The 26,385-nt window shown below is 42.3% G+C and carries 24 protein-coding genes and 5 pseudogenes; 8 read left to right on the top strand and 21 right to left on the bottom strand.

Annotated features, from left to right (window positions below; all coding sequences use genetic code 11):
- Window positions 1-51 precede the first annotated feature (51 nt).
- Both RE628_RS14605 and RE628_RS14610 read right to left on the bottom strand, forming a co-directional pair.
- On the bottom strand, window positions 52-669 hold the full coding sequence (locus RE628_RS14605; RefSeq protein ID WP_309153793.1) for a sugar O-acetyltransferase: 618 nt from the start codon (window positions 667-669) through the stop codon (window positions 52-54).
- 84 nt (window positions 670-753) lie between these two features.
- Window positions 754-2,103, bottom strand: coding sequence for an aminotransferase-like domain-containing protein (locus RE628_RS14610; RefSeq protein WP_309153794.1), 1,350 nt, complete (start codon window positions 2,101-2,103; stop codon window positions 754-756).
- 142 nt (window positions 2,104-2,245) lie between these two features.
- Here RE628_RS14610 and RE628_RS14615 point away from each other — a divergent pair, with 142 nt between their 5' ends.
- On the top strand, window positions 2,246-3,202 hold the full coding sequence (locus RE628_RS14615) for a DMT family transporter (protein WP_309153795.1): 957 nt from the start codon (window positions 2,246-2,248) through the stop codon (window positions 3,200-3,202).
- An 834-nt stretch (window positions 3,203-4,036) separates the two neighbouring features.
- Here the strand turns inward: RE628_RS14615 and RE628_RS14620 are convergent.
- From RE628_RS14620 to RE628_RS14645, 6 genes and pseudogenes are all read right to left on the bottom strand, one after another.
- Window positions 4,037-5,404 carry an ABC transporter permease gene (locus tag RE628_RS14620; RefSeq protein ID WP_309153796.1) on the bottom strand — a complete coding sequence of 456 codons (1,368 nt, stop codon included), beginning with the start codon at window positions 5,402-5,404 and terminating at the stop codon, window positions 4,037-4,039.
- Complete coding sequence (locus tag RE628_RS14625; RefSeq protein ID WP_309153797.1) at window positions 5,391-6,647, bottom strand: ABC transporter permease; 1,257 nt, start codon at window positions 6,645-6,647, stop codon at window positions 5,391-5,393. Before RE628_RS14625 ends, RE628_RS14620 begins: the two co-directional genes overlap by 14 nt.
- Window positions 6,644-7,326, bottom strand: a pseudogene (locus RE628_RS14630) (ABC transporter ATP-binding protein). The gene RE628_RS14625 and the pseudogene RE628_RS14630 overlap by 4 nt, the downstream one beginning before the upstream one ends.
- A gap of 109 nt (window positions 7,327-7,435) precedes the next feature.
- Window positions 7,436-8,435 (bottom strand): annotated as a pseudogene (locus RE628_RS14635) (sensor histidine kinase).
- The gene (locus RE628_RS14640) at window positions 8,422-9,141 is read right to left on the bottom strand and encodes a response regulator transcription factor (protein ID WP_309159469.1); all 720 of its coding nucleotides are present in this window, start codon (window positions 9,139-9,141) and stop codon (window positions 8,422-8,424) included. Before RE628_RS14640 ends, RE628_RS14635 begins: the two are co-directional and overlap by 14 nt.
- Window positions 9,142-9,203: 62 nt before the next feature.
- Window positions 9,204-9,527: an iron-sulfur cluster biosynthesis family protein gene (locus RE628_RS14645; protein ID WP_309153798.1), complete on the bottom strand. Its 324-nt coding sequence runs from the start codon at window positions 9,525-9,527 to the stop codon at window positions 9,204-9,206.
- A 239-nt stretch (window positions 9,528-9,766) separates the two neighbouring features.
- Here RE628_RS14645 and RE628_RS14650 point away from each other — a divergent pair, with 239 nt between their 5' ends.
- Window positions 9,767-10,171, top strand: a complete 405-nt coding sequence (locus RE628_RS14650) for a hypothetical protein (protein ID WP_309153799.1) — start codon at window positions 9,767-9,769, stop codon at window positions 10,169-10,171.
- Window positions 10,172-10,265: 94 nt separating this feature from the next.
- Here RE628_RS14650 and RE628_RS14655 read toward each other — a convergent pair whose 3' ends face one another.
- The 4 genes and pseudogenes from RE628_RS14655 to RE628_RS14670 form a co-directional block, all read right to left on the bottom strand.
- On the bottom strand, window positions 10,266-10,832 hold the full coding sequence (locus RE628_RS14655) for an NADPH-dependent FMN reductase (protein WP_309159470.1): 567 nt from the start codon (window positions 10,830-10,832) through the stop codon (window positions 10,266-10,268).
- A 16-nt stretch (window positions 10,833-10,848) separates the two neighbouring features.
- A pseudogene (locus RE628_RS14660) lies at window positions 10,849-11,906 on the bottom strand (LLM class flavin-dependent oxidoreductase).
- A gap of 17 nt (window positions 11,907-11,923) precedes the next feature.
- Window positions 11,924-12,865 (bottom strand): ring-cleaving dioxygenase, encoded by a 942-nt coding sequence (locus tag RE628_RS14665; protein ID WP_309153800.1) that lies wholly within the window; start codon window positions 12,863-12,865, stop codon window positions 11,924-11,926.
- A 50-nt stretch (window positions 12,866-12,915) separates the two neighbouring features.
- Window positions 12,916-13,359 (bottom strand): MarR family winged helix-turn-helix transcriptional regulator, encoded by a 444-nt coding sequence (locus RE628_RS14670; protein ID WP_309153801.1) that lies wholly within the window; start codon window positions 13,357-13,359, stop codon window positions 12,916-12,918.
- A 249-nt stretch (window positions 13,360-13,608) separates the two neighbouring features.
- Between RE628_RS14670 and RE628_RS14675 the strand changes: the two genes are divergently transcribed.
- The 4 genes from RE628_RS14675 to RE628_RS14690 all read left to right on the top strand — a co-directional run bounded on the left by RE628_RS14675 (window position 13,609) and on the right by RE628_RS14690 (window position 16,840).
- Window positions 13,609-14,964 (top strand): ABC transporter substrate-binding protein, encoded by a 1,356-nt coding sequence (locus RE628_RS14675; protein ID WP_375142914.1) that lies wholly within the window; start codon window positions 13,609-13,611, stop codon window positions 14,962-14,964.
- A 125-nt stretch (window positions 14,965-15,089) separates the two neighbouring features.
- The gene (locus RE628_RS14680) at window positions 15,090-15,947 is read left to right on the top strand and encodes a carbohydrate ABC transporter permease (protein ID WP_309153803.1); all 858 of its coding nucleotides are present in this window, start codon (window positions 15,090-15,092) and stop codon (window positions 15,945-15,947) included.
- A 21-nt stretch (window positions 15,948-15,968) separates the two neighbouring features.
- Window positions 15,969-16,460, top strand: coding sequence for a carbohydrate ABC transporter permease (locus RE628_RS14685; protein ID WP_309153804.1), 492 nt, complete (start codon window positions 15,969-15,971; stop codon window positions 16,458-16,460).
- A complete protein-coding gene (locus RE628_RS14690; protein WP_309153805.1) occupies window positions 16,457-16,840 on the top strand; it encodes a carbohydrate ABC transporter permease in 384 nt (127 codons plus the stop codon). Before RE628_RS14685 ends, RE628_RS14690 begins: the two co-directional genes overlap by 4 nt.
- A 162-nt stretch (window positions 16,841-17,002) precedes the next feature.
- Here the strand turns inward: RE628_RS14690 and RE628_RS14695 are convergent, their stop codons facing one another.
- The 4 genes from RE628_RS14695 to RE628_RS14710 form a co-directional block, all read right to left on the bottom strand.
- Window positions 17,003-17,284 (bottom strand): VOC family protein, encoded by a 282-nt coding sequence (locus RE628_RS14695; protein ID WP_309153806.1) that lies wholly within the window; start codon window positions 17,282-17,284, stop codon window positions 17,003-17,005.
- A 245-nt stretch (window positions 17,285-17,529) separates the two neighbouring features.
- Window positions 17,530-17,691, bottom strand: coding sequence for a hypothetical protein (locus RE628_RS14700; RefSeq protein ID WP_309153807.1), 162 nt, complete (start codon window positions 17,689-17,691; stop codon window positions 17,530-17,532).
- A gap of 160 nt (window positions 17,692-17,851) precedes the next feature.
- Window positions 17,852-18,631: an aminotransferase-like domain-containing protein gene (locus RE628_RS14705; RefSeq protein WP_309153808.1), complete on the bottom strand. Its 780-nt coding sequence runs from the start codon at window positions 18,629-18,631 to the stop codon at window positions 17,852-17,854.
- 26 nt (window positions 18,632-18,657) lie between these two features.
- Window positions 18,658-19,233: a GNAT family N-acetyltransferase gene (locus RE628_RS14710; RefSeq protein ID WP_309153809.1), complete on the bottom strand. Its 576-nt coding sequence runs from the start codon at window positions 19,231-19,233 to the stop codon at window positions 18,658-18,660.
- A gap of 232 nt (window positions 19,234-19,465) precedes the next feature.
- Here RE628_RS14710 and fabV point away from each other — a divergent pair.
- A pseudogene (gene fabV, locus RE628_RS14715) lies at window positions 19,466-20,651 on the top strand (enoyl-ACP reductase FabV).
- 113 nt (window positions 20,652-20,764) lie between these two features.
- Here fabV and RE628_RS14720 read toward each other — a convergent pair.
- The 4 genes from RE628_RS14720 to RE628_RS14735 all read right to left on the bottom strand — a co-directional run bounded on the left by RE628_RS14720 (window position 20,765) and on the right by RE628_RS14735 (window position 24,247).
- Entirely contained in the window at window positions 20,765-21,649 is an 885-nt protein-coding gene (locus RE628_RS14720) for an IS3 family transposase (protein WP_309153810.1), read from the bottom strand.
- Entirely contained in the window at window positions 21,601-21,915 is a 315-nt protein-coding gene (locus RE628_RS14725; protein ID WP_309153811.1) for a helix-turn-helix domain-containing protein, read from the bottom strand. Before RE628_RS14725 ends, RE628_RS14720 begins: the two co-directional genes overlap by 49 nt.
- A 95-nt stretch (window positions 21,916-22,010) precedes the next feature.
- The gene (locus tag RE628_RS14730; RefSeq protein WP_309153812.1) at window positions 22,011-23,108 is read right to left on the bottom strand and encodes an AI-2E family transporter; all 1,098 of its coding nucleotides are present in this window, start codon (window positions 23,106-23,108) and stop codon (window positions 22,011-22,013) included.
- 452 nt (window positions 23,109-23,560) lie between these two features.
- Entirely contained in the window at window positions 23,561-24,247 is a 687-nt protein-coding gene (locus tag RE628_RS14735) for an ArsR/SmtB family transcription factor (protein ID WP_309153813.1), read from the bottom strand.
- Window positions 24,248-24,336: 89 nt separating this feature from the next.
- Between RE628_RS14735 and RE628_RS14740 the strand changes: the two genes are divergently transcribed.
- Window positions 24,337-24,642, top strand: a complete 306-nt coding sequence (locus RE628_RS14740) for an antibiotic biosynthesis monooxygenase family protein (protein WP_309153814.1) — start codon at window positions 24,337-24,339, stop codon at window positions 24,640-24,642.
- 98 nt (window positions 24,643-24,740) lie between these two features.
- Here RE628_RS14740 and RE628_RS14745 read toward each other — a convergent pair.
- Window positions 24,741-26,359: pseudogene (locus RE628_RS14745) on the bottom strand (MFS transporter).
- Between the last annotated feature and the right edge of the window lie 26 nt (window positions 26,360-26,385).

Genomic DNA, 26,385 nt, shown 5'->3' on the forward strand with positions numbered 1-26,385 from the left:
AAGAAATCCCCCTCCTATTCGTTACCTAAGGAGAGGGATTGACTTCACGATCTATTCTTCTATATCCGCATAGTATTCTTCTTTCATCTTCTCCCAATACTTCTTGTCCTCATCTGTTATAGTTCTTAGCACTCGGCAAGGATTACCTACAGCAATGACACCATCTGGAATGTCCTTGGTTACCACGGAGCCGGATCCGATGATGACGTTGCTTCCTATCGTTACTCCGGGATTAATGACGGTATTCCCACCGACCCATACATTGTCACCGATCGTAATCGGGGTTCCGAATTCCAGCAGTGTATTTCGTACTTCTGCGTCAACGGGATGCCCAGCTGTAAATACGCTTACTCTAGGTCCGAACAGAACATTGCTGCCGATCTTAACCTTGGCTACGTCCAGAATAATGCAGTCAAAATTAGCATAGAAATTGTCGCCGACCGTAATATTGCAACCATAGTCACAGCGAAAAGGCGGCTCGATATATACCGACTCCCCCACCGATTCGAATAAATCTTTCAGAAGCTTGCCTCTATAATCCTTCTGTTCCTCTGTCGTATTATTGAACAATCGCGTAAGCATCCGGGACTTCTTGCTGTCTTCGGCCAATTCTCCTGACCCTGCCATATAGAGCTTTCCGGCTAGCATTTTCTCTTTATTCGTTGCCATCTCTCTCTCTCCTATCTGAAGTAATATGTTAGCACATGCATCATTTCCAATCGATTTGATCGTAACAGAATCCTGCCATGATATTCAAGCTTTCTCCTTACGAAGCAGTTCAATCAATTGCGCGATACCAGAATCAATTCGTTCCACGGATACATGACTTACGTTCAGCTTGATGATGTTCCTCTGTAAATTTCCGGGCAAATAGTGCTTATCCATCGGCTCGAGAATAATTGAATGCTTCTTCGATTGCTTAATGATCTGTGGAACTGATAGATGCTCATCCAGCACCAGATGGGTATGGATCCCCGGATGCTTCGGCGGATAGTAAGTGAAAATTCCATCACTATGTGCAGATTCACGCTTAAGTGCAGCATCCAACTGCTTCGCTCGTGAGAAATATAAGTTATTGAGTTGCTCTTTATGTCGGACAAACATTCCACTCTGAATATATATTTCGAGCGCTCCCTGAGAGAGCATGGAGCTGTCGATATCTAAGGAGCGCTTATAGCGAATGAACGTCTCTCGTATGCTGTCCGGAAGAACCACAATACCAATACGTAATCCAGGAAAAATAATCTTGGAGAAACTCTTCAAGTAAATAACGCGTGAATCCGTATCGTATGCGAATAAGGGATCGGATTTGCTGTCCTGCTCTAGATCAGCCATATAATCATCTTCCACCACATAGACGTTGTATTTATGGGCTAACTCTACGATTGCTTTTTTCTGTTGAGGGGTATAAGACACTCCAAGAGGAGAATGCATGCGGGGTATGGTATAGAAGAACTTAATATCCCCCGTCTTAAACAGCTCTTCCAACCGATTCATATCTATCCCCTGGGCTGTACGATAGATCCCTTGCACCGGTAGCCCATGAGTTAGAAGATGATCGATGAATAAGTGATAGCCTGGTTGCTCAATCAGGATGGTCTTCTTCCCATTGGGAAAAGGAAGCAAAGCCAATACGGCCAGAGCCAGCTGTACCCCGGAAGTGATAACGATATTGCGCTCTTGTGCGAATACTTGTGAATCGGCCAGTTGCCTTTGCATCACCTTGATCAAAGAAGGCAACCCCTGTGGCGTTCCATATATGAATAGGTCATTCTTGTACATATCGATCGCTTTATTGATACAGTGCTGGAAATCGAGATAAGGGAACAGGCCAGGATCTGGCGCGGAAGTGGCGAAGTCGATCATGATAGGCTCCTTGCCTTCAACCCTACTGCTCCTCTGTACAACATAATAACCACTACGGGGTACCGAATAGATCATATGGCGCCGGACCAACTCATTTAGTGCAGCCAGTACCGTACTTTTGCTATAGCCATAACGTTTTGACAATGTATGTATAGAAGGAAGTCTGCTCCCTTGCTGGAATGTACCGCTTCGGATGCCGGCTTCTAGCTCATCAGTCAAATGTATATATTTAAGCAATCGAATCAACTCCTGTTTGCAATCTGTACCGGTACAGTTGAACTTTTTCGCTATTGTAGCATAATCATTCCCCCTTACTATAGGATTGAGTCATCGATGATGTATACATCTATTTGAAGCAACCTATTGAGGGGGAGTACTCGTGAATAAACGGCAAAATAAGCTTGCCTATATAGCGGCAATATTAAATGCATTAATCATTGGTTTTTCATTTCTTTTTGTTAAATTAGCTCTACAGGTCTCGCATCCATTGGATACTCTTGCTCATCGGTTTACGATAGCATTCATAGCTACAGCTCTTCTGCTAATCATAACGCGTCGTCGTATTCAACTGGATTTTAGAACCTTGCTCACGCTTATCCCGTTAGCTCTATTCTATCCATTTCTCTTCTTTGTTCTGCAGACCTTCGGGTTAGTATATACGACATTGTCCGAGGCGGGGATCGTGAATGCGCTTGTCCCTATTTTTACAATGCTGCTCGCATCGATATTTCTTAAGGAGCGTTCCAGTCTCTTGCAGAAACTATTCACTGTGTTAACCGTTGCCGGTGTTGTGTTTATTTTCGTCATGAAGGGTGTGCAAATGAATTCATCCAGTAGCTTAGGGATTGTACTGATCTTACTGTCCGCGTTGTCCTTCTCGTCATATAGCGTGCTCGCTCGAAAAATTACTCAGAAGGTGCATTTGCTAGATATTTCGTTCGTTATGTCCTTGATTGGTGCATTGTCGTTTAATGGAATATCTGTGATTCATCATGGTCTCCAAGGAAGTATGAACCATTACTTTGATGCTTTTACGGCACCGTCATTTATACTGTCGATACTCTATCTCGGTGTGTTGTCATCACTCATGACCTCGCTGCTAGCGAATTTCGCTCTGAAGCATATGGAAGCATCCAAAATGAGTATTTTCGGTAATGTGGGTACGATATTTACAATTCTAGGAGGGGCTATATTCCTCAAAGAGCCGATCGCATACTATCATATCATCGGTGCTATTATGGTCTTGATCGGAGTTGTGGGCGTCAGCTTGACTAAACCAGGCGGGAGCTTCTCTAAGGCAAAAAAATCGCGGGAGAACTCGATAACTGCCAAATAATCTTGCCATATCCATTCATAGTAGACAGGTTCAGTGTATAATTGTAATTGATTTACATTACGTGTGTATGATGGAAGGTCTACTTCTCATAGATTGGAGGATTGAAATGGCGTTATTGAAGGATAGTTCTGATTGGGAAGAATATAAAGAACGTTATGAACAGGCTTGGCTTAACCTGCAAGATTGTGATGAGGAGAAAGCATCTAAGCTTCTGAATTGAATGCATTATGACATGTTATCCATAAATCAGAAGATTCGCCATAAGCTCCAGCCTTTCAATACAAAACTGCTCTGGATTATTCCAGTGTGTGTCGTTTCATCCATGTCTTTATTGTATGTGCTGGTTGTATGGGTGGCTTTAATCATTGAGTAGATCGCCCCCTATCAACTCTAATAATAGGAGAGTAGATTTTTACTCTCTTTTTCCCGCACTCATAAGTTGACATAATAAATGTTATGTAACTCATATTGATTTTAAATTGCAGTTAGTTTACATAATATTATTTATGTCTACTCTATTGATTTCATCATAACAAAAGACCACCATTTAGGTAGTCTCAGGCTGTCAAATCACCTTCTCTAACGAAACTGGATATCGCTATTTAGGCAAAATATGACTTCTAGAAATTCTAACGAAACTGGGTATCGTTATTGTAGCAAATTAGTGGCTAAAAGCCTTGATTTCTCTCAAATAACGATCTGCAGTTTCGTTAGATTTTATTTGAACTTGTTTTTGATGAAATAACGATCTGTAGTTTCGTTAGTGAGTGACAGACTTTGCGTGTGCTCTTTCAACAGTTAAAGGCCACCATGCGGTGGCCCCTTTTACTCAGTCTAAATATTCTCCTGCTTAATGGCATCAATAATGTTCTCTTTCTTCACCTTGGAGCTAGAATAGATCATTGCCGATCCTACAATGACGAACACACCAATAACAACGATAGTAAAGCTCATCCAAGGTAATTGGAACTGATAAGAGAAGGAATTCATCAATGAACGATGGATTAAGAACATTACACCGATACCGAGTGGTAAGCCATATAGAAGCGATTTTATGCCATAGAAGATGCTCTCATAGTGAATCATCTTATTGAACCCCTTCGGCGTCATGCCAACCGACCTCAGCATGGCAAATTCACGCTTGCGCAGGGCAATGCTAGTTGATATCGTATTGAAAATATTAGCGACAGATATGGCTGTGATCAGCAGAATAAAACCATAAGTAAACACAGAGACCAGCATAATCATTTGCTCATCTCTCAGCTTTTGACTGTAAGGGTTAAAGGTATAATAATCATTATCTTTATTTAGATTAGAAATATCGCGCTCGGTTTTCATCGGATCCGTGCTCTTCAGAAACATTCTCTGGTGTCTAAATATTTCTTTGTCGTCTCCAACCAATAATCGATCCATGACAGTCTCAGAAACGATAATGTTCAAGTCACCTGGCCCGGAACTGTTGATTCCAAGAGGCCGTTGATCAGTGAGAGCAGCTACCTCTATCGCTCCTTTATTAATTTCCTTCTGTGGATCTCCCACCTCGGCGAGAAGATCAAGATGATCACCGATTTTGGAATAAATAGCTTTGGTTTCTACGTATTTCTTGATCACATCATCTGAGTATACAGCTTGATTAATGACGATGGCCTTCATCTTCTCCGGATCGATAAGTTCCTTATAATTTACTCCAACCTTGGCCGCATAAGCCATAAGGCTCTGATCATCAAGTGAGTATAGCAGCACCTGATATCGGTATTTGCCATTCTCAAAAATGTGATCATCCTGTCTAGCCATTTCCTTCAGAGGCTCTGCAACATAAGCCTTATCCACCCAGGAGTAAAAATAAACCTGCATTAATAACGAATAATCCTCAACCTCTTTGAATTTAGCCACCGATTGTATAAAAGAGGCATCAAGATTCCTATTCCCGGATCCAATCTCAATATCATAATTTAAGCCGCTTTGCGACAGCTCTACCGATTTCTTCAAATTGTCCGTGAAATAAGATACGGTAAGAAACAGTATGATACTAATCACGAGTGAGAATATTGTCGCCTGATACTTGCGTCTGTTGCGCTTTAAATTCTTTAGGCCTATCTCAGCTTCAATGCCGAAGATTGCTCGTACTAATCTGGATGTCTTCACTGTTTTACCCGTTAGTTTAATGTCAGCGGATTGGCGGATCGCTTCAATCGCCGTCACCTTCGACGCTCTTCTCAGCCGGCAAATAACTTGAGATAAAGATGGTGAAGGCTGAGACGATGATAGCAACGATCATCGAAAATGGCGTGACTGTCACCTTCAGACCCTCTGTAAGATCAAGCGCTTGTTTAATAGCGGAGTTAATAAAGTAGAAGGTAATCCCTATTCCGGCAAGTCCGCTTACAATCCCTAAAGGAATACTAATTAAGCCAATGATCGCTCCTTCAAAAAACACCGAATTACGTTTTTGCCTGCGGGTCGCCCCTACACTAGATAACATACCTAAATGACGAGATCGTTCAGCAACAGAAATGGCAAATGCATTGTAAATGAGCGATACCGAGCCAATGATAATGATGGACAATATGATTGTAGTTAGAGAATAGATCGTCATGTTCAAGCTAGAATTATTCGTAATACCGTAATAACGAAGCAATTGGTTGTTGTATTCGATCTGCTTCTGCGGAATCCCGATTGATTGAGCCAATTGTTCAGCATGTTTATAAATAGATTTGTTAACTGTATTAACAATGACTGAGACGTTTGCCTTGTCATTTACTCCAAATTTAGACTCATCGGTATACGTAAATGCGGAATAACCTGGTCCCCATGTGGGCTCCCATTTGGGAGGATTAATCATACCTACGATCGTATAGTTATGCGCTTTTAAGTCGACTAGCTTCTCCCCTGGCTTACCATCATCTATGATAAAGGGATAGTTTTGTCCTAAGTTATCGGAAGGAACATTATCAAGCAATGAATAGCGCTGGCCGATGTTTAGCGTAATCGAATCACCAATTTTGTAATTGGCGCCTGCGGATTCAATAATATCTTTGGAAATCACGATCTCATTTTCATTTTGCGGAAGACGTCCTTCAGTTAATTCGATGTTGAATTGACGAAATCCGAAGTCATCATATCCTTTAACGGACATGTATGGCCTGCTCGGAATTTTGGTCTTATCCAGATTTGCGTATCCCAAATTCCTGGTGACGGATAGCGATTTGGTCTGTCCGTCCTTCTTGATCGCATCGATTTGCTTGGCATCCACATTCTTATAAAGTACATGCCATTCACCATCGGCTGAGATCTCTTGTCTCTTCATCAAATCTAGAAATGATGTGCCAATCGTGGTTACTGCAGTAATCATAGCAACGGATATAATAACACCGAAGATGGTTACCAGCGTTCTTTTCTTGTTCTGCCTCAAATGTCTAATCGTAAGCTTATTAATGATATTCATGGACGAATCACCTCGTCCTTGGCAATCCTTCCGTCTTCAATTGAGATTACGCGATCAGCTTGGAGCGCTATCCTTTCATCATGAGTAATAATGATGAGTGTCTGATTCAGCATTTTGTTAAACAGCTTCAACAAATCGATAATTTCACTGCTATTTTTACTATCAAGATTTCCCGTAGGCTCGTCTGCTAGTATAATAGAGGGATTGCTAATTAACGCCCGGCCAATGGAGACACGTTGCTGTTGTCCACCCGATAGCTGATTCGGCAGATGGTTTAATCGATCGCTTAAACCTAGGGCATCTACGATATCTTTTAACTGCTTCTTATCAACCTTATGCTGGTCAAGCAGCATTGGCAATGTGATATTCTCTTCTACAGTCAATACCGGAATCAGATTGTAGAATTGATAGATCAATCCGATTTGCCTGCGCCGGAATACAGCGAGCTGAGTCTCATTTAAACTATAAATGTCTGTATTATCAATCATTACTCTGCCGTAGGTCGGACGATCGACACCACCAAGCATATGTAACAAAGTGGATTTCCCTGAACCTGAAGGACCAATGATCGCCACGAACTCCCCTTTTGTACCGAGAAAGATACATTATCCAATGCAGTGACTGCCATTTCACCTTTTCCGTAAATTTTAGACAAGTGCTCTATCTTCAAAATTTCCATGCTAAATCCTCCAATATTTGTTGATAGAGTCAGTATAACTGCTGAAAATGACTATACAGTGACTGGCAGAGTGACATTCTAGTCACTTTACAGACGATATTAGCAGCCGCTAAATTATACTTTTATAAAATTTGATATTGAACCGAGTTCCTTCCCCGGATAACTACTTACATCTATCGTTCCGCTCTGGCTTGTAATTATACTGTGAGCCATAGCTAATCCTATTCCAACACTACTATCTCCGGCATTTTTGCCTTTATAGAATCGTTTGAAAATATAAGGCAAATCCTCCTTGGCAATTCCTTGTCCATTATCAGCTATCTCTATTTCGGTAAATAGCGGATTTTCTCCATATTGAATCGTGATGCTTCCGCCATCATGCGAATGTTCTACAGCGTTTTTCAATAGATTAATGAGCGCTTCTACCGTCCAATTCAGATCACCAATGAATGCTACTTCCGCATCGCCATCAACCTCAACCGACAGCTCCTTAATATCAATCGGGATCAATAGCGGCTCCATCGCCTTATGAAGCAGCTGTTCAACCCGAACCTGGTCCTTCTTAAAATGAATCGTGCCTGCATCAATTTTGGATAGCTTCAATAACGAAGTGATCAACCATTCGATACGCTCTAATTGGATACGGATATTACGGGTAAACTCACTCCGCTTCTCGTTAGGAAGCTCTGGTTGGCTTAGTAGATCCACCATGACCAACATCGAGGTGAGGGGAGTTTTAAGCTGGTGGGAAATGTCGGAAATAGCATCTGTGAGTCGAAGTTTATCCTGCTGAAGAAGAACGCTTTGTTCGGATAGCATAAGCGTCACTTTATATATTTCATTTTTTAGGATACTTAGCTCGCCCTCTACATTATCACGCACATCCAGAGTGTAGTCCCCGCTAGCAATACTCCGCAAATAACCTGATAGCTTCTCCATCTCCCGGTATCTCCAGCGAGTGTACAGGACGCAGCAAGTGATCAGCAGAAATGAAGCAATTAGAACGACAATCACGGGGGAAATCGGTAAAAGTAAGTAGCTGCCGCGGCAGCTACCGTAACTGTAGTCATAATCAACATTACTATTCCAAATTCTTTATTGCGTAGAATACGAATCACCACCCAACTTATAGCCAAGCCCACGAACGGTCTTAATTAGCGTCGGTTCCTGAGGATTGTCTTCCAGCTTTTCACGCAGTCTCTTGATGTAAACGGTGAGTGTATTGTCATTCACAAAATCGCCAGCGATATCCCATATCCCCTCAAGCAATTGAGCTCGTGAGAGAACTTGTCCAATATGATTAGCAAAAATAAGCAATAAGCGATACTCCAGTGCGGTTAATGGCACCTCGTTTCCTTGCTTATATACCTTCCCCTCCATCGTGCCGATTCGTACTTGACCGATCTCGATATATTCTCTTGGCTGTACTTGCTGTTTGCCCAATTGCTGGTTCTGATACCGTCTAAGTACTGATTTAATTCGCGAGGTTAACTCACGAATACGAAAAGGCTTTGTAATATAATCGTCCGCGCCCATGTCCAGGCCCATTACTACGTTCACTTCATCATCAATCGCTGTTAAGAAAATGACCGGTAAATCGCTTCTCTCCTTTACCAGCTGACAAAGATCATAACCGTTTCCATCAGGCAACGACAAGTCGAATAGGCATAGTGAAAACTGCTCCAGTTGCTCTTCAATCACATGTCTAGCCGAATCTACATCATAACAAATAATAGTGAAGAAGCCGTCCTGTTCTAGGGAATATTGAAGTCCTGCAGCGATCGTCTTATCATCTTCTACAAGCAATATGTTCATGTTCATTAAGACTCATCCTATCTTCAAACTAATAGTCAATAATGCCAATGCGAAGCCCCTCGTCAATTATGACGAAGGTCTCTTATTCTGACGTTGCTGCTGTATAATGACGAATCACTGTTGACGGTGAATGAAGAATAGCTCTGATCTGCTATTATTCTCATAGTATCATCGAACAAACTCCTTTGTTGGCGGTCGACAAGGAAGATGAACGGATCTGCCTGCACTTCTATATCTGTATCGAGCGGTTGGTCGACGATTTGAACAACTAACACGCCATTACACCCGCAATCTTCCGTATCATAGTATAGTTTAAAGTAACCGGGACGTGCTCCCATATATTCATTCAGCTTTTTCTCTGTAAAAAGATCAAATTTAACGTTCAAAGGTAAACTCTCCTTTATATTTTTTTGATATGGCTTATTATAACATCGACATTCAATTTCGTTTTATTATTCTAGCAAAGCCGTGACTAATGCAACAGTTGGAATATATTCATTTATATTATTAATTATTAATACAATAAATTAAATATGGTTTTGCTTCATCACCAATTGTATAAGCTGGTTCCAAACCTGCCATAATATCTCAGAACCTAAATTACACAACTTTGGAGGCTTATGAAGTGAATAATTATCAATCACAACAAATCTCACAGCTTATTCATCAATTAACACAGCAGACAAACCAGGCAACTATGGCTTATCAGCAATTACTTAAACAAGAAGAAAATAATGCGATGCAGCTCGAGCAATTGGCGCAACGTGAGCGTCATGCCGTTCAGGTCATTCAAACCGCGCTTCAAGGTCATCAAACAGCCATACAACAATTGCAGCAAATTTCCAATTTGACTCAACAAATGAGCAACACGGCGTCCTATTCAACGAACTATTCAGAGCATCAATATAACCCTGCAGCCTCAACGGGATATATGAACCAGCAGCATAATCCTTCGAACTCTTCGGGATATATGAGTCATCAGCATAATCCTACTAGCTCTAACGGTTATATGGGCCAGCAGCATCAGTAACACAACATCCTGCTAATAATAAAAAGTGACTTCGCTCCTATGGTGTATTAACACTAAAGGTTAGCACGAAGTCACTTTCTGTTTTATTTATCACTTAGAAATCATATTCTGCATCCTTCGCTGAACGAATAGCTGTGAATGCATCTACGTAGATTACTGTATCTTCTACTAAGCGCTGAAGACGGAAGTGAATATCATCATTAATAATTTCCTTACGTTGAAAGTCCTTTTCTTCAATAAATACATACGAAGGAACAATATGTGCCTTCATGTAGGACAGGATTGGCTTTAACTGTTGTTCTGCCATCAAATAGTGCTTTGCCGTCCCGGCGGTGACGATGATACTGACGACTTTATCTCGAAAAGCGTTAATAGGCAACAAATCGAATATATTTTTTAGTGTTGCCGGTATGGAGGCCTGAAATACTGGCGTTCCTATGATAATCGCATCCGCAGCCATGATCGTTTCCGTCACATATTTAGTATCTCCATCATACTCCATATAATTTCGACCATCGCTGAACTCCAGCTTATATTCTGCAAGATCAAGCATGGTCACTTCTGCTTCAGGATATTTTTCTACTGCTATCTTCATAGCATAATCCACTGCTGTCCGTGTCTTGGAACCGACATTTGAGCCCGATAGTGCTACAATTTTCATCATCCTCTTGTCTCCTTTATTTATGGGTCGTATGTTTCTTAATTTCTGGCATGATTTTAGTTGCGATCAGCTCAATGTTCTTAGCAATTTTGTCGAATGGAACGCCTCCGAAATCAATCTGTGCCATAAAACGTTGTTGACCGTACAATTCGTATTGATATAGTAATTTTTCAATGATCTGTTGCGGACTGCCGACCATTAGTGCATCACGGTAATCTGCTGCCTGCGCAAAATGTTGTTTAGGATAGCTGCCTCCCCGTATTGCCTGAAATCCCGTATTTAGATGAGGATATAATTCGCGCATAGCATCCTGCGAGTTTTCAGCTGTATAGAATAAACTTGTTGTCGCAATCGGTAACGTATCTGGATTAAAGCCGTTCTTCCGAGCAGTCTCACGATACGCATCTACCGAATGCTTGAAGTTAATCGCTGGTCCACCAAGTGTAGTTAGCATCATCGGGATTCCTGCATATCCCGCCTTAATAGCACTAGCTGGGGGTCCTCCTACTGCACGCCAGACTGGAAGATGTCCGTTCAAAGGTTGAGGGAGAATCATTGCGTTCTTCAAGGGGGCACGGAACTTGCCTTGCCAGGTGGTTCTTTCCTCATCATTTAACTTGATTAGCAGCTCCAGCTTCTCTTCAAATAATTCTTCGTAATCTCGAACATCATAACCGAGCAAATCATAAGCGCCTACGCGCGATCCACGACCAGCTACAATTTCTGCACGTCCATTCGAGATTAGATCTAGAGTCGCGAAATCTTCATATACTCGTACGGGTCCGAAACACTCAAGACAGTAGCGGAACTCGCAATTTTAATCTTTTTCGTAGCCTGTGCAATCGCCCCTAATATAACGGTATGTGCCTGAGTGGTAAAATGCATTTCATGGCTTTCGCCAACGGCAAAAACATCAAGTCCAGCTTCATCTGCCAGTTTACTTGCCTCGATTAATTCCTGGATACGCTGCTGTGGACTTATTAGTGTACCAGTGTGCGGATTCCGAATATGATCTCCTATAGAATAAAGGCCGATTTCCATCCCCTTTGTTGTATCGATGCGATATTGTTCCATCGTTATCTCTCCCCTACTTAATCGATTGGTGTCAAGTTTGCTTCAATTTCTGCACGTCGTTCTGCCAGGAACGGTGGCAAGCTTAAATCTTTGCCAAGTTGCTCAATGCTTGAATCAGCTGTGAATCCAGGACCGTCCGTTGCAATTTCAAATAAAACTCCGTTCGACTCACGAAAATACAGGCTTTTGAAATAAAACCGATCTACGATCCCAGAAGTATAAAAGCCGCGTTCTCTAACCGCTTCTTCCCAATAGAGTAACTCCTCTTCATTTTCAACCCGTATTGCAATATGATTGATGCTTCCCTTACCTGGTTTCTCCCGCGGCCCGAGATCCTGTTTAATAAGAATTTCGCCGAAGGACTGCCCAGCTACGGATTGGTAGATCGCCTCTTGATCTGAATAATTAACTTCAACGTAACCGAAGAGATCTTTTAATGTTCTTGCTAACCGATCCAAATGACGAACCGTAATTTCAATCGTACCCATTCCTAGAATAAGATGCTGTGGATCCACATCGGAGCCTGTCCATGGTGTCCATGAATCTGGAATCTTCTCACCATTGTTATTTATCAGTATCATTCGCAAACCTTCTTGATCCTCAAATGGCAGCGCATCTCGTCCTGCGTACATTGTAATTTCACCGTGCTTCACTTCTAACTTCTCGAATCGTTCTTTCCAATAAACAAGACTCTCATAAGATGGAACCAACAGTCCAATTTGAGTAATGGCATTGGTACCACGGACCGTACTTCCTATGTTAGGCATTTCAAAAAAAGTGAGCTCTGTGCCCGCATTCCCGATCAAATCTCCAAAGAATAAATGATACATGGAAGGATCATCTTGATTCACGGTCTTCTTTACTCTTCTTAAGCCTAGAACTTCTTGGTAAAAGTAGTTATTCAATTTAGCATCCTTGCTAAGCATTGATATATGATGATGTCCACGGATCGTGTGCATTTTTATTCCTCCTGAATATAAATTGACTAGTCAAGTGATGATTTAAAAAATTACTCTTTAGGTAATTCTTTTTTTTGGCTATTCTTATGAACCTTGGTCATCAGTGTGTAGAGTGTTTTTTGCTCTTCTTCGGTTAATACCTCATCGAAAAAGGATGATTGAAATTTCACCTGCTCCGGCATCGCCCGAGCAACTACCAATTCACCCTTCTCGGTCAGACTGATGGTCTTCGTCTTCCAATCACATTTACGGACGATGTATCCTTCATTCTCAAGACGGACCAGCATGCGAGAAATACCACCTTGCGTTACCGTCACTCGTTCAGCTAACTCCATTTGCGTCAGTGGCTGATAGTTACGGATTTGCATAAGCACATCGAATTGGGCTGTCGTTAAATCGAATTGTCTCAGGAATTCGTTCGATAATTGGTTACTTTGATTTGCAAATCTTACTAAGCGCAGCCAAATTAGCGAACCAAAGGTATTATTCTGCATGAACATCCCTCCCTCATCACTGGTTATAGTATCACTTTACTACTCAATTGATAATAATGCAAGAGCAGATACTACATCCGACCTTAGTTCATTAATTAATCCAATTAAATATATGACAAATTTAACCTTTTGGATAAAATTACCCCTATATTATAAAAATATCCCCCTATATGGAATACGGATCTTCAGTTAATATTTTCCTAGACAACAAGAGAAAGCGCATTCAATATACTTTTAGGGGGAATTGTGTTGAAAAAGTATTCAATTATGCTTCTAAGCGTACTCTTGCTGGTCTCCATGTTCCTGGCAGCATGCGGCAACAGCAAAAACGGAAGCGGAAGCAACACATCTGCGGATGGGAACACAAGTAAGAACAATACTCCGAGCACGCAACAGGAAGATACAAAGAAAAATGCTGATCCAGTTAAACTGCGTGTATTCTCAACATTTGGCGGTACTGACGCCGCTCGCGAAGCTTTTCAAAAAGCGATTGACGATTTTACTGCCGCTAACCCTAATGTAACTGTTGAAAATGACACCATGTCGGCCAACGACGACGGCTTCCGTACGAAAGTTAATACAGATATGACTAGCGGCAACGAGCCGGATCTCCTCTTCTACTTCATTGGAGCCGATGCTGAAGGCTTTGTCGATGCGGGTAAGGTAGTACCACTGAATGAGATTTTGGATGCTGATGCGGAGTGGAAGAACGGATTTGCTCCAAGTGCTCTTGGTTTTGCGAAGCAGGCTGACGGAAATATCTACGCTGCACCGCTAACCGGGTTCTACGAAGGTCTCTTCGTTAATAAGAAGATCTTTGCAGATAATGGCCTGGAATTGCCGACGGATTGGGATAAAATGACTACTGCTGTGAAGACGTTATCAGCAAAAGGGATTATCCCTTTGTCAGTACCATTTGATCAGTCTCACTATTTGATTGAGTATTCAGTTCTGTCCGCTGCTGGCCCTGAAAGTCAAAATAAAGGCTTGAAGGATGGCGTCGATCCAAACTGGGAAAAGGCATACGCCGCGATGAAAGAACTGTATGACCTGGGTGCATTCCCTAAAGATGCAGCTACGATTGATCTGAGCATGTCAGGCAACTACTTCAGCGAAGGACTTGCAGCTATGACGATCGAAGGTTCATGGGCGATTGGCGGTTGGAGTGATGACACTAAAAATAACGCAACGGTTATCCCATTCCCACAAGTTCCTGGCGGTGCTGGTAGCGGCAACAATGTTGTCGGCGGATTTGGCTCCGGCTTCTATATCTCGAAGGCAGCGTATGATAATGCTGCTAAGAAAGACACTGTAGTTGCTTTGATGAAACATCTGACATCCCCGGCTAGCATTCAGAAGATCGCAAGTGCTAACGGAGGAACACCAGCTGCTGAAGTAGAGCTTACTGGCCTTCCTCAAGTAGCTCTCGACGGATTTGCAATGGCTGCCAAAGCAGATTCGATCAACTCGCCGGTAGACAGTAAGGTTGCTCCTGAAACTTTCTCAGAACTTCGTAGAAACGTTCAGCAGGTTGTAACTGGCAAGATTACACCTGCTCAAGCGATCGAAAGTGCTAAGAAAGTGGAAGATGCAAATAAAAAGTAAACTTTACCTCCCCTCCACCCGAACTAAATAAACGGATGTGCGCCGCCCAATCGCTTTATCCCCGGGCGGCGCAGCCGTTTCAAATAGTAGATTTACCAAAATACACTACAACAAAGGTGATGATTATGAAGGGCGATCGTAAATATATCTTCATGTTTCTCCTTCCGTCAGCGTTGCTTATGACACTATTTTTGTATTATCCGTTCTTTAAGAGCTTTTATTTAAGCTTTTTCCGAACTAAGGGATTCTTCGACAAGAAATTCGTCGGATGGGACAACTTCCATCGGTTATTCACAGATAACTTGCTTGGTGCAGCTACTCTGCATACGCTGGAACTGATGCTGTATGTGCTCCTGTTCCAAGTTGGGATAGCACTTGTATTGGCTGTTCTCGTCGAAGGGATCGGTAGGTTGTCAACTTTTTACCGTACGGTCTTCTTCTTTCCGGTCGTAATTTCCGGTACAGCTATTTCGCTGTTGTTCGTACTTTTCTACAATTATAATTTTGGTTTACTCAACAACTTGCTGGCGAACTTCGGAATCGAGAAAATTCTCTGGTTGGATGAAGGAAATGCACTTAAAGCTATAGCGATTCCTACGGTTTGGCACTATGTTGGCTTCTATTTCATTCTGTTCCTGACCGCAATGTCGAAGATTCCATCGGATTATTATGAAGCTGCTCGACTCGAAGGCATCGGCGCCTTTAAACGTACGACCATGCTAACGATTCCACTCATTATGAGCGATATCAAGGTCGTTATTACTTTAGCCATCACAGGGACGCTCAAGGTATTTGAATTTGTATGGGTAATTACGAGCGGGCAGAACGGCTCGGAAGTGCTGGGTACATATATGTACAAGAAGGCCCTGGTCGACCAGAACTTCGGCTATGGTTCAGCCGTAGCTATTTATATGGTGGTATTCGGTGTATTGCTGGCATTATTAGCCAATCGTTTGTTAAAAAGAGACGAGATTACATACTAAGCCATATAGGGGTGTACAGTTATGGAACCAACAATTTCAGTAAATCCTAAAGTCCAGCGTGGAGAATTCAGGCGGTTCAAGCTAAGTTCCGTCTTTGTATATATCGTCCTGACCGCATGGGCGATGACTACGATTTACCCGTTATTCTGGATCATTAACAATTCCTTCAAAGTATCCAGAGATGTCATGAACAACTCATTCAGCGTGGCCTGGCATCCTACCCTTGTGAACTATACGACGGCATTGGATCGGATTAATATTGGCAAGAGCTATGTCAATAGCCTAATCATGTCCGGATCCACAGTAATTCTAGTACTTATTTTGGGCGGATTGGCCGCTTACGTACTGTCCAGATTCAATTTCGCCGGTAAAAAAGCGATTTACTCCCTTCTTTATGCTACGCTGTTGATCCCGGCATTTGCTACTGTTGTTCCAGTGTACGAGTTGCTGATTAAGACCAGTATCGTTAATACGTACTGGGGCTCATTCTCCCCCAGACGGCAGGCAACTTGACCTTTGCCATTCTTGTAATGGCTGGTTATATGTCGACGATTCCAAAGGAATTGGAGGAAGCCTCATTTATTGATGGTGCGAATCGCTGGCAAATGTTCTACAAGGTGTTCGTTCCGATCTCGAGACCTGTCTTTGCTTCGACAAGCATTTTCGTATTTCTGTGGTCTTATAATGACCTGTTCTCAGCGTTGATCTTCGTTAATAAAGAGAATGTCCGTCCTATCGTGGCCCTACTGAATGAAATTAGCTCACAATATGGCACGGACTTCGGTTTGATGGCTACTGCAGTGACATTAACGGTCTTCCCTGTCCTGATCGTCTATTTGTTCATTTCCAAATATATTCAAAAGGGTTTGACCGAGGGTGCCGTCAAAGGTTAAATGGATCAGTGATTATACCGATTCTTACATGATGATGAAAGAAAGGTCGAGTCAGGCAAAATTGCCTTGAACTCGACCTTTTCCGTTCCATTAAGTAGAGGAATATTTATCTCTTATATTAGTTTACATAATATATATTACGTTAACCCTTTTAAACATCACTTATTTATTTCCGAGTTGTTCCGCCAAACCGATTAGAAGTCCATCATTTCCACGGATGTAGCAGAGCCGATACGAGTTCTCGTACTGAACCACTTCGCCAACGAGCTGAGCACCATGCTTAATGAGTCTGGATACCATTTCGTCAATGTCTTCAACGGTGAACATGACGCGAAGATAACCAAGGGCATTTACGGGAGCAGTTCGGTGATCTGATATAGTGTCATCAAGGGATTCTACAACGATGCCAACATTGTCCATTCTTAGTAATTTATTTTTTGCCATAGTTTTTATCTCCTTATCTGACCAATTTTTTTTACCCTAATTATAGAACGTTAGTTCGTATATATCAAATATCAATAACAAAGTTAACATAGCCTTATAAAAAAGAAGCAGAATAACTAATTTCGTTACCCCTGCTTCTTGTTATCATTTCATTAAGTTTCGAATCACTTATAATCTGCTGCTCAACACATCACCTAACCGTCTCATACCTTCGGCAATATTCTCGTTGGACATATTGGAGAAATTCAATCGTAGCGTATGATGCCCCCACCGTTCGGGAAGAAGGAAGCACCGGAGACGAAAGCGACATGATTACGCAGGCATTCCTGGAGAAGCTCTGCAGAGTCGATAAACTCAGGCAACTCCAGCCAAATAAATAGGCCTCCCTGTGGTGTACTGTGTGACACACTTGGGGGAGATATTCCTTAATACAGGATACCATGGTGCTGTATCTTTCTCTATAAATCGCTCTTATCTTCTCAATATGCGCATCCAGATCATACATCTCCATATATTTGGTCGCGACACGCTGCGCGAAGCTATCGGTGTGCAGGTCGGCGGACTCTTTCAACGATACATATCTGGATGTGAATGCCTCGTCGGCACAAATCCATCCGAGACGAAGACCCGGGAGAATATCTTAGAGAAGGTGCTGAGATAAATAACCCTGCCTTCTGTATCAAAATGCTTCAGCGGTGGCAACGGTTCTCCCGCAAATCGGATCGCTCCGTATGGATTATCTTCAAGGATGACAACGTCATACTGATTTGCAAGCTGCACGATTCTCTGTCTTCTCTCAAGCTTCATCGTCCGGCCTGTTGGGTTCTGAAAGTCAGGAATGGTATAGATGAATTTCACATTCGGATGAGCTTGCAGCTTCTTCTCCAGCTCTTCCATGAGCATACCGTCTTCATCCATATCAACTTCAACGAATTGTGGATTATACACCTTGAACGCGTTAATTGCAGCAAGATATGTAGGGCTCTCGCAAATAATAACATCGCCCTCATCGATGAATAGCTTGCCGGTAAGATCAATCGCTTGCTGTGAGCCTGAAGTGATAATTACATTCTTATAATCGGATTCAATACCGATGGTTTTCATTCTCTCACAGATGGCTTGCCTAAGCGGTATATATCCTTCTGTCGTGCTATATTGAAGTGAAGCTGGACCTTGTTCATTCAACACAGCTTCACATACAGCCTTCAGCTCTTCGACCGGAAACAGCTCTGGAGCTGGAAGTCCACCTGCGAAGGATATCACCTCGGGTCTCTCCGACATTTGAAGCAATTGATGCGTTCCAGAAGGTTTAAATTCACGAATTCTTTTAGAAAACTTATTGTTCATTCTGCTACCCCTTTGTGTTAAACATGCTAGTCTATTGTTAAAAATACAAGTATGAGTTCAATCGTGTAGATTTTTCTCAAAAATACTAAATCCGGAGTTTTCCCCAAGTAGGTATATCCATTCCCACTATAGTAAGTATTTAGTTTGGCATTGTCCGCGATACAGTCAAGACGAATTTTATCTTTGCCCTCGAAGCGAACACCATCCTCACACCATTTTATGATCGAACTACCTAGCCCAAGGCTGGTATAATCTCGGTTGATCGCGAGTCGATGTAAATATAGCGCACCGTCTCCATCGTATGCCTTCGACTCCCAAAGACGGCGATCCCATTCGCTTGGCTGACGCATAAGGATTACCATTCCAGCGATATCTGTCCCTGATTTGCAGACGAATACATCCCCGTTCAGAATCGCTCCAGCAGTATTGTGAGAATCCTCGCCAGTCAGCAGACCGCTCCACTGGGTTGAACCTCTACTTAGTAGCCATTCTGCTGTCTGAATCAGGAGTGCGGCAACAGCTTCCGTATCCGCGGGCTTGGCTTGTACCATTGTAAGCCCTTCACCAATGTGCTCGTCTATAATTCTGAATGATCCAATCAAGTAAGATCCCTCTCCCAAAACGAAATAATATTTTCTAATCGTACCTCGTCGTTGCTCTAGATTTCTCCACTAATCAAATAATTATAACTTATTATGAGCTGGCCAGTCGAGTCTAGGAATATTCAAGCTAAATATAATCTTTGAATTCATATTGTGATTTTTGCTATAATTCTCTAGAGATAGAGATAGTTTGTATACAATAGTAATTACATAGTAAAGGAGAAATCTCTTTATGATCATTAAGCCCAAGACTCGTGGTTTTATTTGTACAACGGCCCATCCGGAGGGGTGTGCGAAGCAAATCGAACAACAGATCGAATATGTGAAAGCTCAGAAGAAAATTCAAGGCCCTGTCAATGTCCTCGTCGTAGGTGCATCAACCGGGTACGGACTTGCTTCGCGGATCGCTGCCGCATTTGGCGCTGGTGCGAATACAATTGGTGTATTCTTTGACCGTGGTGCTGAAGGTACGCGTACAGCTAGCGCTGGCTGGTACAATTCCGCGGCCTTTGAACAGGCTGCACAAAGCCAAGGCCTGAAATCCTTCAGCATCGTAGGCGACGCCTTCTCTAACGAGATCAAGACGAAGACGATTGATCTGATCAAGTCCGAGTTCGGCCAAGTTGATTTGGTCGTATATAGCGTAGCATCGCCGCGACGTACCCATCCAGTCACTGGAGAAACCTTCTCTTCCGTTATCAAGCCAATCGGAGAAGCATACTCCAATAAGACGATGAACTTCCACACCGGTGAAGTATCGATGACAACCATCGAACCGGCTTCAGAAGAGGAAGTAACCCAGACAATCGCCGTTATGGGTGGTGAAGACTGGAAGATGTGGATCGAGCAGCTTCTGGAAGCAGGCGTACTGGCCGAAGGAGCAACAACAGTAGCTTACTCCTATATCGGTCCTGAGATCACTCATCCGATTTATCGCGAAGGTACGATCGGCAAAGCCAAGAACGATCTGGAGCAGACGGCACATCAATTGCAGGCACTTCTCTCAGATAAGGGTGGACGGGCTTTCGTATCGGTGAACAAGGCACTCGTAACCCAATCCAGCTCGGCGATTCCAGTTGTGCCACTTTACATCTCCGCCTTGTACAAAGTAATGAAGGAGAACGGATTGCATGAGAATTGCATCCAGCAAATGTACCGTCTTTTCTCAGAACACCTATATAACGAGAACGCCAAAGATACAAATTGTTTGATCCGCATTGACGACTGGGAAATGCGTGAAGATATCCAGGCAGAAGTTATGAAGCGCTGGGCAGCGGTTGAGACGGACAACGTCAACGAATTGTCTGATTTCAGCCGGTTACCAACAAGACTTCTTCCAACTGTTCGGCTTCAATACTGATGGTGTTGATTATGAAGCCGATGTGGAGCCAAGTGTAGATATCCCTAACCAAGTTTAGACTCTCTACTATTGCAGTTCTATGAATTGAAGAAACTCATAGTAAAATAAAACCCGTTCTCTCTACCTTTTGTAGATGGTCAAGCCCCTATTTTGTAGACATTGAAAAAGCCCTTAGGCCACGAGCTGGCGTCGGTACTGTACTGGCGTCAGCTTGTTTAGTTTTCTTTGTGGTCGATTATGGTTATAAAACTGGATATATGTCTCAATTCTCCTTTGTACCTCATCCAAAGTTCGGATATCATAGGGATAGAGTCCTTCCGTCTTTAGATGTGAGAAGAAGCTCTCCATCGAGGCATTGTCATAACAATTGCCTCTGCGAGACATGCTGATTTGGGCGCCAACCTGTGGCAGCATGTCGTGGTAAGCATAGGACGTGTACTGGAACCCTTGGTCGCTGTGAACGATCAATCCAGACACGTCCTTAGTCTTTTCAAAGGCATTTCTGAATGTCTGTAAGACCAGCTCGTTATCATTTCGCAAACTCATATGGTAGGCTACAATTTCGTTATTAAACAAGTCTTTGATTGCCGAAAGGTAAACCCAGGTGTCCAAAACTCGGAATTGGGTCACATCTGTTACCCATTTTTGATTGGGCTCATCCGCCTTGAAATTACGACTCAAGAGGTTATCTGCAAAGCGTCCACCAACAGAGGAGGAATAGTTATAACGCCGCTTACGACGTATTTTAGCTTGTAATTCCAAGGCTTGCATAAGACGCAATACTTTCTTGTGATTCCACCACACCTGATGGTCTTGGAGCAGAAATAATTGGATCTGCCGGTATCCGTACTTGCCTTCATATCGATCATATACGGCTTGGATCAAGGCTTTGCAAGACTCATCCCGATCTGTTTCTCCTCGCTTCAGATAGGCATAATATCCACTTCTTGAGACTTTCAATAACTTACATAGTGCATAAACATTTGATCCATCGGCTAATTCTTTGATTATAGAAAACTTCTCTTTCGTACCTCCCGCATCCAGATTTTCAAACACTTTTTTAGCATAAGATTCTCCCGTTCTAATTGTTGAACATACCGATTCTGATCCACATATTCTTTGCGTCTTCCTCGTTGATCCAGCAGACCAAACTCCCCTTGCTCACGGTATTTCCTCATCCACCTTTTCACTCTGTCTTTATCTTGAATTTCAAGATGCTCGGTTATCTGTCGATAGGTCCATTTCTCCTCAACATGTAATCGAATCGCTTCTATTTTGGTTTCTTCAGAATATGATTTAAACTTTTTCCCTTTGTTTGACACAAAAATACACCCCTAGAATTCATCGGTTTACCCAGGGGGTTTTTCCAATGTCTATTCTAAAGGGTGCACGTCAAGAAAGAACGGGTTTTTATTAATTACTCCGATTCAGGAGCTGCCTCTGTAGTCTCGATAACATCATGATTCTCCTCCGTTGGATCATCATGAGAGCCTTCCTCAAGATCATCCTCCTCTTCCCAACGACTCTTGAAGAAAAGATTATAGATCTTAACAACAACTATCTTGATGAGCATGTACACAGGAATAATGATCAGCATCCCGACAATTCCGAACAAATCGCCGCCAGCAAGTACGACGACGATCGTCGTAACCGGGTGAATATCCAGCTTCTTACCGAAGACTAATGGAGATATTAGGTTATCCTGAATTTGCTGAGCTACAAGAATGATCACTAACGACCAGATGGCCATCGATGGTGATTCGATCCAACCGATGATAACGATCGGAACCGAAGACAGAATCGCACCGAAGAACGGAATGAAATTCAAAATCACAGCGAGTACGGTCAACGTAAGTGCATACGGTAATCCAAGGATTAGAAAGCCGATATACATCAATATGCCCAGCGCCACATTTACAAGCACTCTGCTAACAATATAGCCGCTAAGCGCGTGATCGATCTCATCAGTAACTTCCTTCACATCCTTGTGATAGCGTCTTGGGAAGAAACGGGCAATGCCACGACTGAACTTGTTTCCTTCCTTCAACATGTAGAACAGCAGGAGCGGAGTTGTGAACAGAATGATGGCGAAATTAGAGAAAAATGAGAACAACCCCGACATATAATTACTTACGAAATTAAAGCCCTTATTCAAATATTCAGTCAGATTTGATGCCGGACTGAAATCATCAGGCAGAAATTTCGACAGGACGCCATTCTGCTCCAGCTCCATAAGCTGTTTGCCAAATTTATTCAAATAATCCGGTGCGCTCATAACAAGCGCGGTAACCTGACTACTTAACGAAGGCCATACGCCGAGAATGAACCCAACAATAAGAACAGCCATGACCAGATAAATGAGTAGTACGGATAACGAGCGGTTGAACTTATGGCGTTCCATATAATCGACCAGTGGGCGCAACATATAATAGAAAAACCGGCCAGCAACAATGGAATCAGAATAATCTTGAATAATGATTTGATCGGTGTAAAAAGAAACTCTACTTTGGAGCAAAGGAACACGATTAAGAGCACCAGCGCGGCAGCAAGGCACACCTTGATGAAATTATTAAGTCTACTCACACGACTCCCCCATATCTTTATATATAAATATTTCTACAGCATTTCCTAATTATATCCTTAATCTATTACTCTATTCAAATCTCCTGTAACATTTATCACCATTCGCATTCCACATTTCGATCATGGCTGAAATAATTAGCATTTACAATGTTCATATACTAATTAAATTCGATATACAATAAACTAATAATTAGCAGAAGGAGATTCTTGATGAACTATAATAATCCAATTGATCCAAATGATTCAGCTGAAAATCCAAAATTTTCTAATCGTGATGCATGGAAATATGAATCTATTTATAAATATCGGCCATTATTTTCTTATACGAAGCTTTTTAAATCTCTTATTAGTATTTTTAGAAAGAAGCAACGTTAAGCTTCTTATCTATATACTTACATTGAAATGCTGTTTAAAGCCCTCTTTTCCTTGATCCGTAACTTTGACAGCTCGAATAGATGGAACTTGAACGATCCAGCTTAAGTCTAAAAATCGCTTCATCAGCTCGTTTCCTAAAGCTCCAGCAAGATGATGATGACGCTCGCTCCAGTCCAAACATGCATGAGAAAATGAACGACGTTTCCTTTTGAGATGACCTAAATCAATACCGAAATCAGTAAAGAACTGTTCTCCCTTAGGTGTTACTATAAAGTTTCTATTATCTTTCTCCAAATAATCCATATTCAACATGGATTCAGTTAAATCGACTCCTAATTTTCCTGCTAAATGATCATAGCAAGTCCTTGCTTCTTGAAGCAATTTTACTTGATTAGATTGTTTTAACGAGCACACTTCTGGAGGTGGAGATATCGCAAGAAAAGATTCTAAAACACCTGCGACTTCTTCATTAGCCAGCTGATAATAGCGATGGCGTCCTTGTTTTTCAACATGAACAAGGCTAGCTTCTATTAATTTAGAAAGATGAAAGCTAGTTGTTTGAGGTGTTATTGCAGCCATATATGCTAATTCACTGGCGGTATGAAATCGGCCATCCATTAAACTCATTAGAATTGTTGCTCGTGATTTCTCACCTAGAGGGGCGACAATTTCCGCAACATTTGGATTTATACTCATTTTCATCAACCTTTCTTCATTCCATATTTCGATATTAATTGAAGTGTTGGTCGATTACAATGATATAAACAACTCAAGGAGGTAAGGCAATGAATACCTATTATGCAGTTATATTTACTTCTCAAAGAACAGAACACGATTCAGAAATGTATGAACGTATGTCTGACAAGTTAGAAGAGCTAGCAAAAACACAACCTGGATTTATTAGATTGGAGAGCATAAGAAATAATGAAGGGTTTGGCATTACAATTTCTTATTGGGAATCCTTAGAAGCTATTCAAAACTGGAAAGATAATTCAACACACCAAGCAGCACAACAAAAAGGAAAAGAAACATGGTACAGCCAATATAACGTGCAGATTTGTAAAGTACTAAGAGAGTTCAACCAAAACTAAAAAACCAGTTGCCGATTTACTATTGGCGACTGGTTTTTTTAACTTGCAAGGTAATTTGTCCCCTGTCCCCAAGTTTGTGAGACAGAGATTTTTGTTATTTAAGCTTGAACTACTAATTCTTCTGCTTGCTCAGCTGGGGCCTCCACCTTATGGCTTTGGTTCGAAGTACGCAGCGGAAGCTCCTTCAAGAAGAATGCAAGCAGGAGTGCTGCGCAAAGAACAAGTGCGCCTGTGAAGAATACAGTGGACAGCGTGCTACCCAGCGCATCACGGATCGTATCGATCATTTGCGTGAACAGTGGCTGTACTTCCTTAGGAAGTTCCGCCATTGTCTTTTCAATCAGTGGTTTATTCATCAAGGTCGTTGGATTCGCAAATCCTTGCAGCTGTTGAGCCAACTGTGGATCGACCTTACTGAAATCCGGCGCTGATGAAGAAGTAAAGGCACTCTTCAAATTCTTGGTCAGACTATTCGACATAACCGTTCCCATTACTGCAATCCCAATCGTACCGCCAAGATTCCGGAACAATTGGGTCGAAGCAGTTACGACACCCAGTTCCTTGTGAGAAACGGCATTCTGTGTCGCAAGTGAGAATACCGGCATACCGAGACCAAGACCAATACCAAAGACGATAGTCGTAGCGATCGTAAATGCGATGTGATGCATAAAGATCATACCTGGTCATACCGATAATCATAACCGGGATCCCGATCAATGCGAAACGCTTGTATTTACCGGTTCTAGCAATGAGCTGTCCTGTCACAGCACTTGTGATAACCATTGACAGCGACATCGGGATGGTTACATACCCGGCATAAGTCGGCGATATTCCAAGTACACCTTGAACGAAGAACGAAATATAGATCATCGCGCCCATCAGACCGAAGTTCATGATGAAGCCGATCAGGTTAGATACCGTAACGACACTATTCTTGAATAGATGTAGCGGCAGTACAGGCTCCTTTACCTTTGATTCTATAAAAATGAATATAGCTGCTGACACAACCGTTACAGCCAGCAATCCGAGAATTTGAATCGAACCCCAGGCATATTCTGTACCTGCCCATGAGAATGCTAACAACAATGGCACAATTGCAATCGTCAGGAACAGTGAGCCCATGTAATCGATGTGCTGCCCTGGCTTGCGATCAACTTTCGGAAATAGAACCATGATCATAATGAATGCTACTACACCTAGTGGAAGGAAGATCCAGAACAACCAGTGCCAATCGATATGGTCAACCAGGTAACCACCAAGAGTTGGTCCAAGTACACTGGAGAAACCGAATACTGCTGTCATAAGGCCCATCCATTTACCGCGCTCTCTCGGAGCGAATAAGTCACCAACCGCCGTAAAGGCTGTCGATTGAATGATACCTGCACCAATCCCTTGAATACCACGATAAGTAATGAATTGGAATACATCATTGGATGTACCAGGTTAGAAATGCGCCTATCATAAATAATAATATACCTATTAGAATGAACGGCTTCCGTCCGTACATGTCTGATAATTTCCCAACTAGAATCGTAGCGATGGTTGAAGTCAACAAATAGATGTTGATTGTCCAGGTATAGTAATCCATCCCGTCTAATATAGCGATGATTCTTGGCATCGCTGTACTGGTTATCGTCTGGTTAATGGCTGCGAAGAACATGGCTGCCATAACTGCAATCATAATCGTAATTTTACGTTTAAGTGTTAAATGCTCCATATAGCTTTCTTTCCACCTCAGTTATT

The sequence above is a fragment of the Paenibacillus sp. D2_2 genome (assembly GCF_031199965.1).
Lineage (GTDB): Bacteria > Bacillota > Bacilli > Paenibacillales > Paenibacillaceae > Fontibacillus.

Bases quoted from the DNA above. Each gene is read 5' to 3' on its own strand.
- RE628_RS14605 (WP_309153793.1), bottom strand. From the start codon at position 669: ATGGCAACGAATAAAGAGAAAATGCTAGCCGGAAAGCTCTATATGGCA.
- RE628_RS14625 (WP_309153797.1), bottom strand. From the start codon at position 6,647: ATGAATATCATTAATAAGCTTACGATTAGACATTTGAGGCAGAACAAG.
- RE628_RS14640 (WP_309159469.1), bottom strand. From the start codon at position 9,141: ATGAACATATTGCTTGTAGAAGATGATAAGACGATCGCTGCAGGACTT.
- RE628_RS14655 (WP_309159470.1), bottom strand. From the start codon at position 10,832: ATGAAAATTGTAGCACTATCGGGCTCAAATGTCGGTTCCAAGACACGG.
- RE628_RS14665 (WP_309153800.1), bottom strand. From the start codon at position 12,865: ATGCACACGATCCGTGGACATCATCATATATCAATGCTTAGCAAGGAT.
- RE628_RS14670 (WP_309153801.1), bottom strand. From the start codon at position 13,359: ATGCAGAATAATACCTTTGGTTCGCTAATTTGGCTGCGCTTAGTAAGA.
- RE628_RS14680 (WP_309153803.1), top strand. From the start codon at position 15,090: ATGAAGGGCGATCGTAAATATATCTTCATGTTTCTCCTTCCGTCAGCG.
- RE628_RS14685 (WP_309153804.1), top strand. From the start codon at position 15,969: ATGGAACCAACAATTTCAGTAAATCCTAAAGTCCAGCGTGGAGAATTC.
- RE628_RS14695 (WP_309153806.1), bottom strand. From the start codon at position 17,284: ATGGCAAAAAATAAATTACTAAGAATGGACAATGTTGGCATCGTTGTA.
- RE628_RS14705 (WP_309153808.1), bottom strand. From the start codon at position 18,631: ATGAACAATAAGTTTTCTAAAAGAATTCGTGAATTTAAACCTTCTGGA.
- RE628_RS14735 (WP_309153813.1), bottom strand. From the start codon at position 24,247: ATGAGTATAAATCCAAATGTTGCGGAAATTGTCGCCCCTCTAGGTGAG.
- RE628_RS14740 (WP_309153814.1), top strand. From the start codon at position 24,337: ATGAATACCTATTATGCAGTTATATTTACTTCTCAAAGAACAGAACAC.